We start from the raw sequence: 19,558 nt of genomic DNA, 5'->3' as shown, positions 1-19,558 counted from the left end.
GTGACATAGGCCCGTGCCACCGCACTATTCACATTCCAAAACATCGATGGAACTTCACAAAGCAATGGATACTTCCACTAGGTAATCGAAAGCGAAAGAAAAACCGAGAGAGGCCTCTCGCCAAATTCAGTCGGACGAAAGGATAGAAAGTCTTCTTTAGTATCGAGCCACGGATCGTTCAGGCTGGGGTGGGGGTAGTGGTTTTCGGGGATGTCGGCCGCAGGGATGCGGCCGCCAAGCCTACATGGACGTATTCACGGCGACCCCGAAGACTACTACCTCCATCCCAGCCCCTGGCACAATAGGACAATTAGCCAGGGTCAAACGGAAGGCTCCAGGCCATCAAAACTGAACCCGTCAGGCAGCAGCTCTTCAGCCGTCCACTCTTTGAACGACACGCCATCGTTCGTCGCCCAGACACGCGCATCGGCGGGCAGGAACTCGGCGATGACCTGGCGACAGCCGCCGCAGGGCGAAAACAAGCGGTCGCCGGGCATGTAGATCACCAGTTCGCGGATCTCACCGGGGCGGACACCAGCGGCCGCAGCGGCGCCGATGGCGTTGCGTTCGCCGCACATGCCCAGCGGGTAAGAGCGGTTCTCGACGTTGCAGCCGGTGAACACCCGGCCGTCGGCCGTCTTCAATGCCGCGCCGACCGGGAAGTCGCTGTAGGGCACATAGGCGTGGGCGGCCACCGTCCGGGCCGCCGCCTTCAGTTTGGGGTCGAGCGTGGTCATTCGTCCAGATCCAGGGTCGCATCCAGCGTAAGCCGGATCATGTCATTGAACGTCGTCTGGCGCTCGTCGGAGGTGGTGGCTTCACCCCGGGTGATGTGGTCGCTAACGGTCAGCACGGTCAACGCCTTGGCACCGAATTCGGCGGCGACACCGTAGAGGCCGGCCGCTTCCATGTCGACGGCGAGAACGCCCATTTTCTCGAGAGTGGACATCAGCGTCGTGTCCGGAGAGTAGAACAGGTCGGACGTGAAGATGTTGCCGACGCGCACGTCGATGCCGGCTTTGCGGGCCGAGGCGACGGATTTTTCCAGCAGGCCGAAGTCGGCCAGGGCGGCGAAGTCGTAGCCATTGAGGCGAAGGCGGTTGACGCCCGAATCGGTGCTGGCGCCCATGGCGATGATGACGTCACGCAGCTGGATGTCCTGGGAGATGGCGCCGCAGGTGCCAACACGGATGAGGTTGCGGACGCCGTAGTCGGTGATCAGTTCCTTGGCGTAGATGGACATGGAAGGAACACCCATGCCCGACCCCATGATGGAAATCGGCTTGCCCTGGTAGGTACCGGTGAAGCCGAACATGTTGCGCACGTCGGTCACCTGACGAACGTCGTCGAGAAAATTCTCGGCGATGAACTGGGCCCGCAGCGGGTCACCCGGCATCAGGACGGTCTTGGCGAAGTCGCCCGTCTGGGCGTTGATATGGGGAGTGGGCATGAGCACCTCTTAATTTCTGACCAATCGTTCAAGTTTTGGCACTATAGCGAATCTCGACAGCCAAGCCAAGCACCGTGAATACTGTTGAGGGAGGGGAGGATAACCGGTTTGCGTGTGAACGGAACAGACGCGTTCAACGTCTCGGCAGCAGCACCGCGGCCTCCAGGCCGCCGCCAATGCGGTTGCGCAGCTTGAGCTGGCCGCCGTGGGCATGAGCGATGTTACGGGCGATGCTCAAGCCCAGGCCCGCGCCGCCGGTGTTGCGGTTGCGCGAAATCTCCAGTCGCACATAGGGTTCGAACACCTTGCTTAACTGGTTCTCGGGTATGCCGGGACCGTTGTCGACGACATAGATCTTCAGTTCCTGGCGGCTGTCGACGACATCGAGCCGGACATGGGTCCCGTAAAAGGCGGCGTTGTGGACCAGGTTCGACAGACAGCGTTTCAGCGCCAGCGGTTTACCGAAAAAGGGCCGCTGCGCCCTTCCCTGAATCTGCAGGTCGTAACCGATCAGGTCCAGGTCGTCTTTCAGGGTTTGCACCATCTGGTTGATGTCGATCGGATGGGTTGCCTCGTGAACGTCGGTACTGCGCCCCAGGTCGAGGGCGCCCTTGACCATGCCTTCGAGCTCTTCCAGATCCTTGATCATCTTGGTCTTGACCGACGAATCATCCTCCATCATTTCGGCCCGTAAACGCAGGCGAGTGATGGGCGTTTTCAGATCGTGCGAGATGGCCGAAAACATCCGTTCCCGGTCATCGACGAAGCGCAGCACCCGCTCCTGCATCAGGTTGAAAGCCCGTGCGGTCTCTTTCACTTCCCGGGTCCCTGTCTCGTCCAGCGGAGCCAGATGGATGTCCGTCCCCAATTGGCGGGCGGCCGAGGACAGATTGCTGAGCGGTCGGGTCAGCCAGCGCACCACCACCCAGAGGATGGCGACCAGGATGATCATCAGCGTCGCCAGGAACAGCAATTGCCCTTTGTCGAGGTATTCGGTTTCGCTCAGGAAATAGGGGTCGGGCAGTAAACCGGCGAGGTACAACCATTCGGTCTCTCCAACCGGCACCTGGGCGACGATGACCGGTGGCGGATCGGGCTCCAGAATCAGCGTGTTCTGAGCCCAGCGTGGCGGCAGATCGACCAGACGGATGTCGTTCTTGTAGACGTTCAGGAATCGGGGATCGGCGAATTCGACGTGCAGGTCGGCCAGACGCTGACCCAGTTTTTCTTCGACCGCTTGGTTGAAGTCGGTCAGAAAGCGCTGTTTCGCCGCTGAATTGCGTATGGGCTCTACATCGATGAATTCATCATTGATCGATACCAGAAACCGGGAGCCGCCCATATCCCGCAGCTGATTGATGATGATGTGTCGGTAATCGCGTGGGTAAGCGCGAATGAACTCCATGGTCGACCCCATGGAAAACGCCAGATCCCGCGCCATGGACTCGCCCTGCTCCTGGCGCTGCAACTCCAGAAAATACAGCCAGACGTAGTTGCTGATGGTAAAGGCGCTGATCAACCCCAACACCATCAGCACCAGCAACCGGCTATAAAGCGATGAGAACCGGAAGCGCATGGTCAGTCGGTAACCACCGGCACCGTCAGGATGTAGCCGGCCCCGCGCACGGTCTTGATCAGCTGGGGGGACTTGCCGTCATCGTGTAACCGGCTGCGCAGTCGGCTGATCTGGACATCGATGGAACGATCGAATGGCGAGGAATCACGGCCGCGCAGATGATGGCTCAAATCGTCACGACTGAGCACTTCACCCGGCCGGGAGAGAAACAGCTGCAACAAGTTGAAATCCGCACCGTTCAGGGATTGAACATCGCCGTCCGGGTCGGTCAGCTCGCGGTTGGTCAGGTCAAGGTGCCAATCGCCGAAGCGGATTTTATGGGCACTGTCCAGCGCATGGCGTTCGCCACCGTCTTCGTAGCGCCGCAGCACGGCCTTGATTCGGGCCAACAACTCGCGCGGATTGAAGGGTTTGCCGACATAGTCGTCCGCGCCCAGCTCCAGACCGATAATACGATCGGTCTCGTCGGAGCCGGCGGTCAGCATGATGATGGGCACCTTGGATTTGGCGCGCACCTCCTTGCACAGGGTGAAACCGTCGTCGCCGGGCATCATGATGTCCAGCACCATCAGGTCGAACCGTTGCGCGGGCCAGAGTTGGTGCATTTGCTGACCATCGGCGGCGCTGGAGACGGCAAAGCCGTTTTTTTCCAGATATTCTTTCAACAGGTCACGGATGTCTTCGTCGTCATCCACAACCAGGATGCGCTTTTGTTGTTCTGACTGCATCTCTGATCCATTATTTCGATTACTGCATGAGAAGTCCGGTCTGACCGGCCGCCAAAGTGTACCCCGAGCCGGGTGTCCGCTTTGTAACAAAGTATAACAGTCATAACGCAGTACGCCCGCCCGACACCGCACCCGGTGAATCCGATGTTCAATGGTTCGGGACAACGGCCGATATCGACTACACTTGGGACATCAGTCACACTTTCCCTATATTCATCATATTCAGGTTCATGCCCAGTGGCGGACGCACCGGCAGTAACGACTTCCACCCCCAGCTGGCCAACGCTTCAGGAGCGACGCGAGCGATTTCTCACCGTCAACGATGGCCGTCTGTCGCGCCTGCGCGACAGCTTGCAGGCGAAACAGCGCCAATGTCTGGATCTGATTCCCTTGCTGTTTCACACCAACCTGCCCCAGGCTCCGGGCTATGTCGACGAACCGGAAATACCGGTGGGGCTGGTCAACTACACGCCGGCACAGGGTACGGTGCAGATGCTGCAAAGCTACCAGCGATCCGTCAAGCCGGCCGACCTGCGCCCGATGCAGCCACAGCTGATGAGCCTTTATCTGATGGGTTCCAGCGGCAGCATCGCCCAGTCGACCACGTCGGACCTGGATATCTGGGTGTGTTACAGCAGCCAGCTCAGCGGTGAACAGATCCGATTGCTCGAATATAAAGCCCATGCACTGAGCCAATGGGCGGAGGGGTTCAACCTGGAAGTGCATTTCTTCCTGATGGACGCTCACCATTTCCAGGGCAACGACCAGCGTTCGCTGACCGGCGAAAACTGCGGCTCGACCCAACATTTTCTGTTGTTGGATGAATTCTATCGAACCGGCCAGCTGCTGGCCGGCGCCCCTCCGGCCTGGTGGCTGGTTCCGATCGAAGACGAGACCCATTACGAAGCGACCATCCGGGAATACCAGGACAAGGGGTTGCTGCGCCCCGAACACACCATCGATTTCGGGCCCATTCCGCAACTGCCGCCCGGTGAATTCATCGGCGCCGGTCTCTGGCAGCTCTACAAAGGCATCGATTCGCCGCACAAGTCTGTGCTCAAATTGCTGCTGCTGGAAGTCTACGCGCGGGAGTTTCCGTCCGTCACCAGCCTGGCGCACCGCTACAAGAATGCCATCCACAGCAACTTCCTTACGCTGAACGACCTCGACCCCTACGCGATGCTCTACCAGCGCATCGAGACCTATTTGCGCGAACGGGGCGAGACCGATCGACTGGAACTGGTACGACGCTGCTTCTACTTCAAGGTCGGCATTCCCATGAGCCGCAGCATCCGCACCGTCGGCTGGCGGCGTCGGCTGATGCAACAGATGGTGGAAGACTGGCAATGGAGCGACGCCTATCTGAGCTATCTCGATGGCCATCGCAACTGGCCGGTCCAGGACGTGATGCGCGAGCGCAAGCTGTTGGTCAACGAGTTGACGCACAGTTACCGGTTCCTGACCCAGTTCGCCGCCGAGCATCAAAGCAGCCACCTGATGAGCCAGAAAGACCTGCTGATTCTCAGCCGCAAGCTGCACGCCGCCTTCGATCGCCGGCGCGGCAAGATCGACTTCATCAGCTTCGGACAGGACGTCGATCTCAGTCACGAGAAGGTGCGCATTCACGAAGAGAGCAACCGCCGCCAACCCGGCCAAACCCAGTGGGCGGCCTACAGCCAGGTCCAGGGCGACGACGATGAACCGGCGGCATTGAAGAAAACGCCCGGCCTGCTCGAAACGCTGCTCTGGTGCCATTTGAACGGCCTGCTCGAAGCCCATCTGCACATTCCGGTCTTCGCCCGGCACCAGGAATTGACCGAGTTCGAGGTACGCAAGACGCTGGCGACCCTGCGCCAGGCCCTGCCCTCGGATCGACCGGTGGTCAGCCAGCCGAACTACTTTCAACCGGCCCAGATCGAGCGTGTTCTGGTGTTCATCAACCTGGGTTGCGATCCGCTCAAACACCTGACCGAGCGCGGCCTGCAAAAGATTTCCGCACGCAGCAACAGCCTGGATTTCAGCGCCCTGCGTGAAAACCTGGTGGCGACGCTGGATCTGGTGGCGATCAATTCCTGGGGGGAAGTCATGGTGGATCGGTTCACCGGCCAGGATGCCCTGCCCCAGGCCATCCAGTTCCTGCTCACCCGGCTCGGCAAGCCCAATCAATCCCAACCGCTGGTGGAATGCCATTGCCACAACCAGACACGACCGCATGCGATCGCCAAGCGGGTCCAGGACCTGATCGGCGACGCCATGACCAGCCTGTATGAATCACTGATGGGCCGGCCGGTCCGCTTTTTGTACAACCTGGGGAACCGGTATCAGGCATTGTTTTTCACCGGCGAGCAAATCCAGCCCGTGCAATTCGAATCCGAGGCCGAACTGGTCGAATGGCTGGGCAGCGAACAACCCGCTCCCAGCCTGATTCGGCCGGACCGCTTGTTCGACACCCCGCGCAGCCATCTGAAAACCGTTCTCAGGGAACAACCCGGCGATACTGCGATCACCTTGGTCTACCGCCTGACCGATCGCCAGGCCACGCTGTATCTGCTGGATGAACACGGTTCACTGCTGAAATTCCGCCAACCCTATTACAACCTGCCCACCTTGCTGGCACCGCTGGTCCGGTTTCTGCGCATCACCGAACACCGCCAGCGCAGCGAGGAAGATGCCTTCCACCTCCATCAGCGTTCGGTCAACTGCTATGAACTGGCGGGCAAGGGCGCCGGCGATGCCAAGTTGAAACGGGCCCGCTTGAATGGATTGATGCAGGAAGGTCGGTTCATCAACCTGCAGGCGGTGATGGACCGGAACAACAAGGGGCGCTACGAATATCAGATGATCTGCAACGACAAGGAATTCAGTACGGCGGAATTGGGCGAGCAATTCTATCCCGCCGTCGCCTCCTATGTACTCGGCCTGCGCGCCCAGGGCCAGCGCTATCCGGTCTACATCACCGACCTGGCGCTGACCGACCGGGTATTGGCCAGCCTACCTTACGGACGGGCGCAAACCATGCATTACGTGCGGGCGAAACTGAAGCTGGAGAAGCGCATTAACGATGCGATGACCAAGCTCTAAAAAGCCGATGGCCGTTAGGCCACCCGGGCGACCAAACCTTCCAGGTAGTCCAGATCCGGAATCGAGGCTTTGCCCAACTGGGTGATCACGGCCTGTTTCTCGGCCTGGGCCAGGCTGGCTTGGCTGTCTTCGCGAATATCGGCCTCACCCAGCTTGATCTGACGCGGAATGCCCTGCACCAGCAGTCCGAAGAAGCGCCGACGGCTCTTGTCCGAAACCGCGTTGAACACGGCGATTCGGGCCTGACTGGCATCCTGGGCGTGCACCTGGCTGTTGGCGACTTCGAAACTGAGTACCGGCACCTGCTCGCCGCGCCATTCCAGATAGCCGAGAAACCAGGGCGGCGCATTTTCCAGCGGTGACAGGGTCGATTTCGGCACCACTTCGGCAATCGCCACGTTGGGCACCAACAGATTCTTTTGCTGCATCGGGACCAACAGGCTGGAAACGATGGTGTCCTGTTCGGCCGGTGTCATTGCTTTCATGGTGTTTCCTCGATTGATCAAGCCACCTGGGTGCTGTGTGAATCCAACCAGGCGATGAGTTTTTCGGCCATGGCTTCGGGGGACCCCCGCCAGGCGACGGCGCCGGTACGGTCGGCGGAATCGGGCATCGAGCTTTGCACGCAACTGACGTGGTCCTGCGCCCAGACGGTTCCGCCGGCGGACTCCACCTCGGTGGCGCCGATCGCGCCGTCGCTGCCCATGCCGCTGAAGACGATGGCATTGGTGTCGGACCCGAACCGGGTCACCACGTTTTTCAACAAATGGTCGTGGCTGGGTCCATAAGGCCCGGACCAGGGGTTGTTCTGCCAGACGATCCCATGGTTCTCGGTAAAACGGATCTCGTGGTTGACCGGCACCACATGTACGCGACCGTTTTCCAGTTGGGAGCCGTGGCCACCGGGTACCAGTTTCAGTTCGGTGTGTCGGCCGATGGACTGGATCAGCGCGTCCAGACAGCCGGCGTCGATGTGTTGGGCATAAAGGAAGCAGGCCGGCAGATCACGCGGTAACAGGTCGAGAAAGGTCTTGACCGCTTCCGGACCGCCCAGGGAGGCACACAGCACCCAGATCGGCCCCAACTCGGTCTTGGGCGCCGACTTCAACCGGTCCGGCAGGGTGTAGACCGGGCGAGGCGTCGTCTTCAACAGCCGCTCAAGGTCGATTTCCGGAGCATCCACCTTGGGTTCGACCACCGGCGCCAGCGCGCGCAATTTGTCCTGCATGCGCTTGTGCCAGCGCGGATAGCGCTCGTCGTTCTTGCCGGGGATGTCGCCATCACCAAACAGGATCGGCGCTTCGACCCGCTCGAGCAGGTCGTTCAGGAAGGTGTCCCAGGTGTCGTGGTTTTCCAGCTCGACCACCCAGACGCGTATCGTCTCGCTGTCCAGCAGGGTGGCGTTCAGCCGCTCCGGCGAGGTGTTGACCGCCACTTCGTAGCCGGCGTCGGCCACCACCTGATGCAGCATGTGCTGCACCAGGGGCGTGTCCGCGATCAACCCGACCCGGTTGTGCTGGTCGGTCGCCGGCCGGGTATCCACTCAGTCATCCCCGTCGAGCAGTCGATTGATGGACTCGAGCAGCGGTCCTTCCTGGAACGGCTTGCCCATATACTCGTTGACGCCGATCGACAACGCCCGCTCACGGTGTTTGCTGCCGGTTCGGGAGGTGATCATGATGATCGGCACCTGTTTGAGACGTTCATCGTGGCGAACCCGGGAGGCCACCTCGAAACCGTCCATATAGGGCATTTCGATGTCGAGCAGCATGATGTCCGGCACCACATCCTGCAATTGGGTCATGGCATCGGCGCCGTGCTTGGCCAATAGCACTTCCATGCCCTGGCGTTCCAGCAGGCGGCTGGTCACCTTGCGGACCGTCACCGAGTCGTCCACCACCATGACCCGTACCGGCGCATCCGGATCGCGTTCTTTCTTGGGCTGCGGAGCCGGCGCTGGCGTAGAGACCGGCAAACGGGTGACGTTGTGGTGTTCGACAGCCAGCTGACTGCGGATCAGGGCGGCCAGATCCAGAATCACCACCACTGAACCATCCCCGAGGATGGTGGCCCCGGAAACGCCGGGGACGGTGCTGAACTGGGGTCCCAGTGTCTTCACCACGATTTCACGGCTGCCCATGAGTCGGTCGACGTGCAGCGCCATGGAGTGGTGTTCATCGCTGCCCTTGACCAACACCAGCGGCACCGGCATGTCGAGTCCGTGCAGGTTGGGCATGGCGCCGGTGCGCAGCAGGCCACCCATGTATTCCAGGCGATAGCGGCCGCCGGCGTATTCGAACAGCGGCGCGTCCGGCTTGTAGTACTCGGCCAGTTGCTTGGGCGTCACCCGCACAATGCCCTCAATCGAACTCAGCGGAATGGCGTAATGGTCATCCTCGATGTTGACCATCAGGGCCCGGTTCACCGATACGGTGAACGGCAGGCGGATGGTGAACTGCGACCCTTCACCAGGCCGCGAGTCGATGGCCATGTTACCGCCCAGTTGCTTGACCTCGGAATTCACCACGTCCATGCCGACGCCGCGCCCGGAAATCTGGGTCACCTGATCGGCGGTACTGAAGCCGGGCTCCAGAATATATTGCAGGATCTCGCGGTCGTTCAGGTCCGCGTCCGGGTCCATCAGACCCCGGTCGATGGCCTTGTCACGGATGCGGTTCACATCCATGCCGCCGCCGTCGTCGGACAGGCGCAGCACAATGTCGCTGCCCTCGCGGGACAGGTCGAGGTAGACCGATCCCTTTTCGGGTTTGCCGGCCTGGCTTCGCTGGTCGACACCTTCGATGCCGTGGTCGACGGCATTGCGCAGCATGTGCTCGAGCGGGGAAATCATCCGTTCCAGCACGGTCCGGTCGACTTCGCCTTCGGCGTTGCCGACGATGAAGTCGACGCCTTTGTTCAGTTCGCCGGCGACCTGACGGACGATCCGACGCAACCGCGGTACCAGGCGGTTGAACGGCACCATCCGCGTCTGCATCAGGCCTTCCTGCAGTTCGGTGTTGATGCGGCTCTGTTGCAGCAGCAGGGTTTCGGCGTCCCGCGTCTTGTCGGTCAGCGACGACTTCAACTCGTTGAGGTCGTACGTGGCCTCCATCAGGGAGCGCGACAACTGCTGGATCTGGGAATAGCGGTCCATTTCCAGCGGGTCGAAGTCTTCGTAGTTGGTTTCCTCGGCCCGTTCCTGGCGGAAGATGATTTGCGCTTCCGTTTCCATGTCCAGCCGCCGCACCTGTTCGCGCAGTCGGTCGATGGTGGAGTCCATCTCGGTCAGGGTGAAGGTGAAGTCACTGACTTCCTGCTCCAGACGGGCGCGGGCGATGGATGTCTCACCGGCCAGGTTGACCAGACCTTCCAACAGGCTGGCGTTGACCTTGACCGTCTCCTGTGGCTGGGCACGGCGCTGGGTCTCGGCCTTGCGCTCGGCCTCCTTGCGTTTAAACGGCAGGACATTGGTCTTGTCACCGCTGTCCTCGGACGGAGCGGCCTGTTCCGGTTCGCGTACGGCCGGCGGCTGGGCGTCGCCGGTCGATTGTTCCCAGTCGTCATCGTCCAGTTCCTGCGCCATCTGGATCACGCTTGGGCCGAAGCTGCCGCTCGACCCCTGGGTTTCCAGGAAGGCCTGCATCGCTTCGACGCCCCGCACCAACTGGTCCTGACGGCCGAGAATGTCGCGGAAGAATGCCTCGTCCAGCGGTTGCTTGTCTTGCTGGGCACGGATGATGTAGGTTTCGAAATCGTGGCTCAGATTGCCGAGGTTTTTCAACCGCGCCAGACGGGCACCGCCCTTCAACGTATGCAGCACCCGCTTCATTTCGTCCGCGTGCAGCTCGTTGCCCGGCTCGGACTGCCAGTCTTCGATGGCTTGTTCGAGTTCGTTCAGCAGTTCCCCGGCCTCATCGATGAAGATCTCGAGAATATCGAGGTCGATGTCTTCACCCAGTTCGTCCAGGGGCTTCGGCTGATCGGAGTCCTGCGGCGCCTCCTCGGTCGCCCCGGATTTCGTGTTGGGCAAGGCGGCCTCGGCCGAGTCGTCGCTTTCGGGTGGACGGCTTTCGGAAGCACGGCTCTCAGGCGCACCACTGTCAGGCTTCGGAGCCGAATCGGTCACCGAGGGGCGGGACATATCCACCGGTTGGGGCGCTTCACCCGGGTGCTTGCGAAAGTGATTGATGGCCGCCACCAGGTCCGGCGCCGATTCGCAGCTCATGTTGGATTCAATGTCCTGAACCATGACGGCCAGGCGGTCGTGACACTGCTGGATCAGTTCCAGCAAGCCTTCCGAAGGCTTGTATTTGCCTTGGGCCAGACCTTCGTACAGGAACTCCAGTTCATGCGCCAAATCGCCAAGCGGTGCGATTTCGGCCATGCGCGCGCCGCCTTTGAGGGTGTGCAGATCGCGCTGCAAGCCTTCCACGGCCAGGGTGTTGTCGGTGTCTTCGCGCCAGTTTTCGAGAGCGGCCTGAATGCTCTCCAGAATGTCGTTGGCTTCCTCGAGAAAGATGTCGACCAGATCCGGGTCGCCTTCGACATTCAGACGTTGCGGCGCCTCGGGTTGAGGCGCGGGAGTCGCGGCTTCGAGTTCACCGGTCGGTTGCGGTTCGCTGTCGCCACTGTGCAGATCCTGTTGGACCAGGCTGTCGACGGCCGTACGCGCCGCATCCGGATTCTCGTCTTCGGCCAGATCGGCCAGGGGTTCGGCATCCGGCACCAATTGGTTCAAACGCTCCAGAAACAGAGCGTCGGAACGAATGCTCTGGCCGGCGGCCAGGCGATCCATCATGGAGATCAGGGATTCGTGACCGTCGTTGGCGAGTGTGAACAAGCCGTCGTCGACCTTGACCCGGTCGTTCCGGGCAGCGACATACAACTGGGCCAGGCCCTGACTCATTTCAGCGACCGGAATCAGATCCACCGATTGGGCGGCCTGGGACAAACGGGTCAATTCCCGGGACAGCTCGTCGATGTCCTCGGCACGATCCTGGCCGTCACGCCAGTTCTCCAGCACTGTCTCGGCGCCCAGCACGATATCCATGCTCTCGGACATGAAGATGGCCATCAGGGCGGGGTCATCGGGCTCCTGACCGGGCGCGGAACGGAACAGACGATTGTAGGCCTGCTCGACACGCTCGACGAAAGACTCGGTTTCGACCTCTTCGTCTCCACCAGCCGCGCTGCGAATGCGCCGGGCCCCTTCGGCCAACAGCGACAGCACCTCGGGATCGGCCGGAATCGACCGCTCCTGCATGTCTTTGACCAGACGCTCCATCGGTTGGACCAGCTCGGCTACGGCCTCGACACTGGCCATGTGGGCCGAGCCCTTGATGGTGTGCAGTGCGCGCTGCAGGGCATCCGGCAGCAAGGCCTGTTCGGGCGCGTCTTCGATGTAGCTGTCGATGTAGTCCAAATGGCTGGCCAACTCGGCCTGGAAAATATCCAGGAGCGCGACGCCACCGTCTTCGTCATCGCGGCTGGTAGTCGGCTCGACCGCCTCTTCGCCCTCGTCAGCCCGGGCTTCAATCTCATCTTCCGGCGACTCGGTCTCGTCGACATCGGCCTCGACGGTCGCATCCGGCTCGAAGTCGGGCTCCGCGCCGCTCGCCGTGTCGTCCCATTGAATCGGCTGGCCCTTGGACAAGGCGTGGGCTTTCTCGGCCAGCTCATCCGCCCGACGGCTGTCCGGAACACGTTTGTCTTCGAACGCCTTCACCAACTGCGGGACTTCGGCGGTGACTTCCTCGACCACGCGGATCAGGTCATCCGAACGCTGAATGCTGCCTTCGATCAGGCGGTTCAGCATGTTTTCCACGGCCCAGGCGGTCTCGCCCACGACCGAAGCGCCCACCATACGGCCGCTCCCCTTGAGGGTATGGAAGGCGCGGCGGAATTCGGTCAGGGCCTCGTTGTCGTCCGGATTCGCCTTGTAACGCGGGAAAAATTCATTGATGGCTTCCAGAACTTCGCCGGCTTCCTCGATGAAGATTTCCAGAATGTCGTCGTCGATCAGATCGTCATCGTCGGCTTCGGGCGTGGCCTGCGGCGTTTCGGCTTTCGCTTCGACCTCGTTGGCTTCCGGCTCGATCGTCTCGTCGGCGGGTGTTTCGCTCGTCCCGGCATCCTGGCTGTCGACCAGCCAATCGGAAAAGTCCTGGTCCCGGCTGTCCGCGCTCGTTGCTTCGGTGTCGTTCGACTCGTCACCGAAGCCGAGTGAAGACAGACCTTCGGTGTCGATCTCCAGGCTGTCGTCCAGATCGTCACCGTCGAGCTCGTATTCGGTCATCGACTCCCAGGGCATGTCGCCGCTGTCGGCCTCGGACGACTCGTCCAACGCGTACGTCGTGTCGGGGTCCGATTCGGATTCCAGCTCCAGTTCGTCCAATTCCAGATCAAGATCGGTGTCCGGATCCTCGCTCGGTTCGGACCAGGCCGGCGGCTCGGTTACGGGTTCGACTCTGGGTTCGTTGCCGGCCGTCAAGTCGACGCGATAGCCGAGTTCACCGATGGAGTCGGCCGCGCGCTGCAACAGGTCCAGATTGGTGCCGCTGCCATCACGCGACAGACGTTCCAGGTAATATTCGACCCCCATGATAGCGTCAGCCAGGGCATCCAGCTCCTTCCATTCGGGGGTACGCTTGTCGCCCAACAACTGCTGCTCGACGTATTCCTGGGCATGGCGCAGGACGAGCGCCGCCTGTTCCAGCGGGATCATCACCAGGCCACCACGAATTCCGCTCAACTGGCGCGGCACCTGTTCCAGCTTGGCGTGGTCCCAGTGCGAGCCGATGAATTCGACGATGGCGTCCTTGACCTGTTCGAGACCGTTGCGAGCCTCGCGCACCACGGCTTCCTGCGCGCCGTCGAGACCGGTCTCATCGTCTTCGGTCTCGAAGGTGGCGTCGTCGGCAATGCCGGACAGGGTTGCTTCCACGTACAGCAAGGCCCCGGCGATATCCATCAGGACACCGTCATCCTCCAGTTCCGGCTGCTGCTGGACGCGGCGAATCAGGTCGAGTTGCTCGGTCAGCACCCGGCGCGGGTTGCCGAGCCCGAGGACGGCCATAGTATCGGCCATCTGCTTGATGCCCGGTTCCAGTTCGGACAGGCGGCGGGTCTCGGTGACACGGGAACGGACCATCAGGTCCAGGCTGTCCTTGAGTCGGGCCAGCTCTTCCAGCAGGGCGGAGACGACATTGCCGACCGTTTCACGGTCCGGTCCGGACAGACGCTGGCGCTGGGTCTCGATTTCCTCGCTGCTCGGCAGGGCGTCGCTCAGGTGGAACTGCTCGTGAATGCGCTGCACACGCGGCAGCCCGGCCGGATCGAGCTTGGCCAGGTAGTAGAGCAGGTTCTTCAGCAGGTCCTCGTCCGGTGCCTGTCCGGCCACTTCGTGGGGTTTTTCCAGCAGTCGCTTCAGGGCGCCGTCGAGGTGCCGCAAAATGACGGAGATGGCCGGCGACCGGTCGATGCGACCGGCCTTCAGGGCCGAGACAAACGCATCGGCCACGGACCAGAGCGGTCCGATCGGCGTCTTTTCGGTCAAACTGCGGACCCGGCCGATGGATTTACCCAAGTATTCCAGATTGGTGTCGATGTCCTGGTTCCGCAACCAACCGAGCAACGCCAACTGATACATCTGGCGCAGCTTGCGCAACAACTGGGCGACGCTCGGCTGACGGAAGGAGTCAGTGTCGGGCTCACCGATGAAGCGACGTGCGGCCGTCAGATCGGGCGTGAACAGGGCGGTCTCGGACAACAGGGTATCGCCACGGGCGGCGCGCAAATCGTTCAGCAACGGCAGAATAACGACCGGCAGGTCGCTTTGACCGCGCTTGAGTTTTTCCAGGTAATTGGGCAGTTGCAGCATGGCCTGCATCAGCACGGCCAGGTTTTCCTGGCTGGCCGGCGTGGAGCCGTCGAGCATGGCCTGGTTGAGGCGCTCCATCTCTTCGGCGAGCAGTGCGGCCCCATAAAACTCGACCATTTGCAGGGTGCCGTTGACCTGATGCACATAGGCCAGGCTGAACTGCAGCCGGGTGGTGTCGTCCGGGGTCTCGACGAATGCTTCCAGGGCCTGACGAGCCTGTTTCAGCGTCTCGTCGATCTCACCCTTGACCCATTCCAGTGCAACATAATCACGGCGTTCTGCCATGCCTGTACCCCTCAGTATTATTTGTGTTTCAAGTAGGCCAACGCGCGCTCACCGGGTACCCGCGTCAGTTCAGGCATTTTCCAATCGACCACCTCGCCGAGTCCCAACACCAACATACCGCCGGGGGCGAGGCGTCGGGCCAGCTCGGTGACGATTTCCTTGCGGCGCCACTTGCGAAAGTAAATCAGCACATTCTGGCAGTAGATCAGATCCAGGTTCGCCATCGGCGAACGTGCCAATTCCAACACATTCAACCGGGTAAAACAGACCCGGTCTTTCAATTCATCGTTGATCCGGTATCGATCGTTTTCGCGTGTAAAAAAACGCTCAACCAAACGAGAGTCCAGATTCTCCAATCGGCGCGACGGGTAGGCACCCGCCCGGGCCGTCTCCAGAGCGCGTCGGGACACATCGGTACCGGTCACACCGAATCGTCGCACGCCCTGTTCGCCTTCTTTTCGCAACAGATCGAAGGTCATCATCGCCAGGCTGTAGGTTTCCTCACCGGTGGAACAACCGACACTCCACAGGCTGAGCGGACGCTCGCCTTCACGGGCCCGCCGCTGCAGGAAATCCTTGGTCAGGGCGAATGCCGCCGGATCCCGAAAGAATCGGGTTTCCTGGACCGTGACCCGATCGATCAGGATGTTCCATTCGACCAGCCCGGCATCGCCGCTTCTCACATAGCGGTAATAATCCAGGTAATCGTCGAAGCCCAGCTCGCGCATACGAATCGACAAGCTGGTCTTCAGGAAGCTGCGACGTTGCTCGGGCAACTGCAGCCCGAGCCGTTCTTCCAGCAGATCCTGCCAGGTGGTAAAGGCCCGGTCGCTCAAATCCGGCGCCTGGCTGACCGACACGCGTTCAGTGGACAAGCTCAGGCCTCAGACCTCAGGCGGATGCGACTTCATCATCCAGCTCGGGCGCCTCCAGCATGCTGAAATCCTCCTCGTCCCCTTCCGGCAGTTTGAAGCCGGCTACCGAGGAACGAAGGTCGTTCGCCAACTGGGCCAGGTTACCAATGGATTTCGCCGTGGCGGTGGTACCGGCCGACGTCTGGGAGGTAATTTCCTGAATCACGTTCATCGTGTTGGAAATGTGACCGGCCGAAGAGGCCTGCTGACGAGCGGCGTTGGAAATGTTCTGAATCAGGTCCGCCAGGTTCTTCGATACCGTTTCGATCTCTTCCAGTGCGACACCGGCGTCCTGGGCCAAACGGGCCCCGCGAACCACCTCGGCCACCGTTTGCTCCATCGAGATAACGGCTTCGTTGGTGTCGTTCTGAATCGTCTTGACCAGTGCCTCGATCTGCTTGGTCGCCGCCGAGGAACGTTCCGCGAGGCGCTGTACTTCGTCCGCGACCACCGCGAAGCCCCGACCCGCATCGCCGGCCATGGAGGCCTGGATCGCGGCGTTCAGTGCGAGAATGTTGGTCTGGTCGGCAATGTCGTTAATCAGCGATACGATGTCGCCAATCTCCTGGGAGGATTCACCCAGTCGTTTGATCCGCTTGGACGTTTCCTGGATCTGCTCCCGGATGTTGTCCATGCCGTTGATCGTCGCCTGCACCACGTCGGCGCCTTTCTTCGCGATCGATACCGACCGCTCCGCCACCGCGGCGGATTCGGCGGCGTTGGCGGATACCTGGTCAATGGACACGGCCATTTCGTTCACGGCCGCGGAGGCCCCGGCGATTTCCTGGGCCTGGTGTTCGGAGGCTTCGGCCAGGTGCATGGCCGTGGCCTGGGTTTCCTGGGCGGCCGAGGAGACCTGGACCGCCGTCGAGTTAATGGCCGATACCAACTGGCGCATCTGGTCGATCGCGAAGTTAATGGAGTCGGCGATGGCACCCGTGAAGTCTTCCGTCACCGTCGCCTGGGTGGTCAGGTCGCCGTCGGCGAGGTCGGCCAGTTCATCCAGCAGACGCAGAATGGCGTTCTGGTTCTGTTCGTTGGTTTCGGCGGTTTCACGCAAGTCGCGTTGGGTATCGCGGATAATCACCACAACCGCGCCGAGAATCAGGCCGGCGGCGACGATACCCATGACGATCAGCACCCAGGTCTGGCCGAGCGGGCGGCTGTTGGCGGCCTGCTGGATCTGACCGGCCAGAGTGGAGGACTCCTCCAGCAGAACCTGGGAGTCGGTGAAGATGTTGGCGGAGGCTTCGCGCACCTGGAAGAGCTCGGGCGACGTCGCCATGATCTGCGTGACCGAGCCGGATACGATCTGGAACAGATTGGCGATTTCGCTCAGGGTTTCCCGCGCTTCGGGGTCTTCCACCCGCTGGATGTCGAGGTTCGGGTTGCCGTTCAGCATGCCTTCCAGTACGCGCTGGAAGAGGGCAGCATCCCGTTCGAAGGAGTCGGCCGCCATGACCGCGCCTTCACCACCGACCAGTACGCGGTTAATGGAACGCACGATCCGTTCGGCCAACCAGGCCTGGCGCTGGGCCACCGCCACCTGGCCCGCCGGGGCATCGGTCTCGAGCATGATTTCGACAACTTCGTCGTATTCGACCTGGAGTTCCGGAATCCGCTCGGACAGTGTCTGGGCCGTGTCGTGCAGATCCAGGATGGTGTCTTTGGATTCGACGATCAAATCGGCGTTCTGGCTCACCCGATTCCAGATGCGCGACAGATTGCTGATGTCGACATTCGGGGCGTGCTCGCTCAGAGCCGGCATGCCGGTGATGGTGTTGCCCTGCTGCACGTAATTCCAGCGCACCTCGAATTCGGCACGGGAGCGTTGCAACAGCCCGAAGGCTTCTTCCTGACCGCCCGAGGCCTCGGTGGCGTTTTTCGCGATCTCCTGGGACAGTACCCGCATCTCGCCGGCATGCTCCAGCAGTTCCTGGTCATAGCCCCGCATCTGGAAGGTGTAGATCACCACATACACCAGTGCCAGTACCACTACGAGCAGCGATACCAGCAGGATACTGAGCAAGCGGTTCGTGCCCAGAATCGTCAATATGTTTCCGGCTCTTTGTTTCATCGTTCGAACTCCAGTTCGGCCTCAGGCTGTTGTTCCGTCGTTTGTGCTTGGTTCAAGCGATTCCATGTTGTGCGTTTTATTGGGGTGCACAGGCATAGGACGTGGCTAGACCGCCACGTCCTGAAACGCTTCGTGTTCATATAGGTCCGCCATACTGATGACAGCCCAGACCCGGTTGTCCCGGACATAGTGACCGCGGACAAAGGCGCTGATGGCCGCCGGCAATTCCGGGACGGTATCGGAGAATTCGTCCACCGGGAAGTGCTGCATGCCCTCAACGGCGTCCACGATCAGGCCATCGACCTGTTCTTGCTGTTCGATGACCAAAATATGGCGGTTACGCAGGGATTCCTGACTGGGAGCGTCAAAAAACAGGTCCAGATCGACCACCGGGATCAGACGACCACGGACATTGGCCACACCCTGGACCCAGGGCTTGACGTTCGGCAGACGTGTCACCGGGGGGACCTTGAGAATTTCGGTAATTTCATCCATGGCCGCCACGAAATGCTGGTTGCCCAGACGAAAACCGATACCGCTCCAGGTCTCCCGGGCCTCCTGCTGCTCCGGCAGGCCCGCCGCCTGGGCGCGACACCGGCTGGCGATGTCGCGCAATAACTGGATAGGGGTCATGTCGGACATAAGACCCGTATCAGTCCTGAGCCTTGCCGGCGAGTACTGCGTCCACCGTGGACGACAGCTGCTCCTCGCTGACCGGCTTGACCAGATAGCCGCTGGCGCCCTGGCGGCGACCCCAGACGCGGTCGGTTTCCTGATCCTTGGTGGTGACGATCACCACCGGGATGTGCGCCGTATCGGCGCCCTTGGTCAACTGGCGCGTGGCCTGAAAACCGTTCAAGCCCGGCATGACGATGTCCATCAGGACGATGTCGGGCAATTCCTGACGGGCCAGAGCGACGCCATCGGCGCCGTTATCGGCCGTCAGCACTTCGTGGCCATGCTTTTCCAGCATGCCCTGAAACGCGTAGGTTTCGGTTGGAGAATCATCTACGATCAGAATGCGTGCCATGTTTCACCTGTTATTATTCACTGAAACATGCCGGCCCAGGCCGGCATTCGTTGTCACTTCACATAGTCGCGAATGGCGCCCAGGAGCTCTTCTTTGCCAAAGGGCTTGGTCAGGTATTGGTCGCTCCCGACAATACGTCCCTTGGCCTTATCGAACAGGCCATCCTTACTGGACAGCATGATCACAGGCGTTTCCTTGAAGGCACTGTTGTTCTTGATCAGTGCGCAGGTTTGGTAACCATCGAGGCGGGGCATCATGATATCTACAAAAATGATGTCCGGTTTTGTATCGGCGATCTTAGCCAAGGCATCAAAGCCGTCCGTAGCGGTGATAACCTCGCAGCCGACCTTTTTGAGCAGAGTTTCGGCCGTACGGCGGATGGTTTTCGAGTCGTCAATGACCATCACCTTCAGGCTTTCAAAGCTGTTTTCCATAGGTCATCCCAGGGTCGAAAGCGGTATGTTCTAGTTCTCATTTTGAACCGACAGTGCTGCCCTAAGGGCGGCAAAGTCTTTAATATCCAGTTGCGAAAGCTGAC

Annotated in this window: 13 protein-coding genes; 1 reads left to right on the top strand and 12 read right to left on the bottom strand. The window is 60.8% G+C overall.

What is annotated here, in order from left to right:
• Positions 1-320: 320 nt before the first annotated feature.
• The 4 genes from cdd to IE111_RS04420 form a co-directional block, all read right to left on the bottom strand.
• A complete protein-coding gene (gene cdd / locus IE111_RS04435; protein WP_189607295.1) occupies positions 321-737 on the bottom strand; it encodes a cytidine deaminase in 417 nt (138 codons plus the stop codon).
• Positions 734-1,450 carry a purine-nucleoside phosphorylase gene (gene deoD / locus IE111_RS04430; RefSeq protein WP_189607294.1) on the bottom strand — a complete coding sequence of 239 codons (717 nt, stop codon included), beginning with the start codon at positions 1,448-1,450 and terminating at the stop codon, positions 734-736. Before deoD ends, cdd begins: the two co-directional genes overlap by 4 nt.
• A 133-nt stretch (positions 1,451-1,583) precedes the next feature.
• Complete coding sequence (locus IE111_RS04425; protein ID WP_189607293.1) at positions 1,584-3,026, bottom strand: ATP-binding protein; 1,443 nt, start codon at positions 3,024-3,026, stop codon at positions 1,584-1,586.
• A gap of 2 nt (positions 3,027-3,028) precedes the next feature.
• Complete coding sequence (locus IE111_RS04420; protein WP_189607292.1) at positions 3,029-3,754, bottom strand: response regulator; 726 nt, start codon at positions 3,752-3,754, stop codon at positions 3,029-3,031.
• Between the two features lie 237 nt (positions 3,755-3,991).
• Between IE111_RS04420 and IE111_RS04415 the strand changes: the two genes are divergently transcribed.
• Positions 3,992-6,835 (top strand): class I adenylate cyclase, encoded by a 2,844-nt coding sequence (locus IE111_RS04415; protein ID WP_189607291.1) that lies wholly within the window; start codon positions 3,992-3,994, stop codon positions 6,833-6,835.
• A gap of 14 nt (positions 6,836-6,849) precedes the next feature.
• On the opposite strand, the gene IE111_RS04410 is transcribed toward IE111_RS04415, so the two are convergent.
• The 8 genes from IE111_RS04410 to pilG all read right to left on the bottom strand — a co-directional run bounded on the left by IE111_RS04410 (position 6,850) and on the right by pilG (position 19,454).
• Positions 6,850-7,320, bottom strand: coding sequence for a chemotaxis protein CheW (locus IE111_RS04410; RefSeq protein ID WP_189607290.1), 471 nt, complete (start codon positions 7,318-7,320; stop codon positions 6,850-6,852).
• 17 nt (positions 7,321-7,337) lie between these two features.
• Positions 7,338-8,378 (bottom strand): chemotaxis protein CheB, encoded by a 1,041-nt coding sequence (locus IE111_RS04405; RefSeq protein ID WP_189607289.1) that lies wholly within the window; start codon positions 8,376-8,378, stop codon positions 7,338-7,340.
• Positions 8,379-14,999: a hybrid sensor histidine kinase/response regulator gene (locus IE111_RS04400; RefSeq protein WP_189607288.1), complete on the bottom strand. Its 6,621-nt coding sequence runs from the start codon at positions 14,997-14,999 to the stop codon at positions 8,379-8,381.
• A gap of 17 nt (positions 15,000-15,016) precedes the next feature.
• Positions 15,017-15,874, bottom strand: a complete 858-nt coding sequence (locus IE111_RS04395) for a CheR family methyltransferase (RefSeq protein ID WP_189607287.1) — start codon at positions 15,872-15,874, stop codon at positions 15,017-15,019.
• Between the two features lie 16 nt (positions 15,875-15,890).
• Positions 15,891-17,990, bottom strand: a complete 2,100-nt coding sequence (locus IE111_RS04390) for a methyl-accepting chemotaxis protein (protein ID WP_189607286.1) — start codon at positions 17,988-17,990, stop codon at positions 15,891-15,893.
• 105 nt (positions 17,991-18,095) lie between these two features.
• A complete protein-coding gene (locus tag IE111_RS04385) occupies positions 18,096-18,632 on the bottom strand; it encodes a chemotaxis protein CheW (protein ID WP_189607285.1) in 537 nt (178 codons plus the stop codon).
• 10 nt (positions 18,633-18,642) lie between these two features.
• The gene (gene pilH / locus IE111_RS04380) at positions 18,643-19,020 is read right to left on the bottom strand and encodes a twitching motility response regulator PilH (protein ID WP_189607284.1); all 378 of its coding nucleotides are present in this window, start codon (positions 19,018-19,020) and stop codon (positions 18,643-18,645) included.
• 53 nt (positions 19,021-19,073) lie between these two features.
• Positions 19,074-19,454, bottom strand: a complete 381-nt coding sequence (pilG, locus tag IE111_RS04375; protein ID WP_028671183.1) for a twitching motility response regulator PilG — start codon at positions 19,452-19,454, stop codon at positions 19,074-19,076.
• Positions 19,455-19,558: the final 104 nt, after the last annotated feature.

Source organism: Saccharospirillum salsuginis, from assembly GCF_014651855.1.
Classification (GTDB): Bacteria; Pseudomonadota; Gammaproteobacteria; order Pseudomonadales; family Natronospirillaceae; genus Saccharospirillum; species Saccharospirillum salsuginis.
This window is presented reverse-complemented; position numbering and strand designations above follow the sequence as displayed.

Coding starts and splice junctions, on each gene's coding strand:
- pilH (WP_189607284.1), bottom strand. CDS start 19,020: ATGGCACGCATTCTGATCGTAGATGATTCTCCAACCGAAACCTACGCG.
- IE111_RS04385 (WP_189607285.1), bottom strand. CDS start 18,632: ATGTCCGACATGACCCCTATCCAGTTATTGCGCGACATCGCCAGCCGG.
- IE111_RS04390 (WP_189607286.1), bottom strand. CDS start 17,990: ATGAAACAAAGAGCCGGAAACATATTGACGATTCTGGGCACGAACCGC.
- cdd (WP_189607295.1), bottom strand. CDS start 737: ATGACCACGCTCGACCCCAAACTGAAGGCGGCGGCCCGGACGGTGGCC.
- pilG (WP_028671183.1), bottom strand. CDS start 19,454: ATGGAAAACAGCTTTGAAAGCCTGAAGGTGATGGTCATTGACGACTCG.
- IE111_RS04420 (WP_189607292.1), bottom strand. CDS start 3,754: ATGCAGTCAGAACAACAAAAGCGCATCCTGGTTGTGGATGACGACGAA.
- IE111_RS04400 (WP_189607288.1), bottom strand. CDS start 14,999: ATGGCAGAACGCCGTGATTATGTTGCACTGGAATGGGTCAAGGGTGAG.
- IE111_RS04410 (WP_189607290.1), bottom strand. CDS start 7,320: ATGAAAGCAATGACACCGGCCGAACAGGACACCATCGTTTCCAGCCTG.
- deoD (WP_189607294.1), bottom strand. CDS start 1,450: ATGCCCACTCCCCATATCAACGCCCAGACGGGCGACTTCGCCAAGACC.
- IE111_RS04425 (WP_189607293.1), bottom strand. CDS start 3,026: ATGCGCTTCCGGTTCTCATCGCTTTATAGCCGGTTGCTGGTGCTGATG.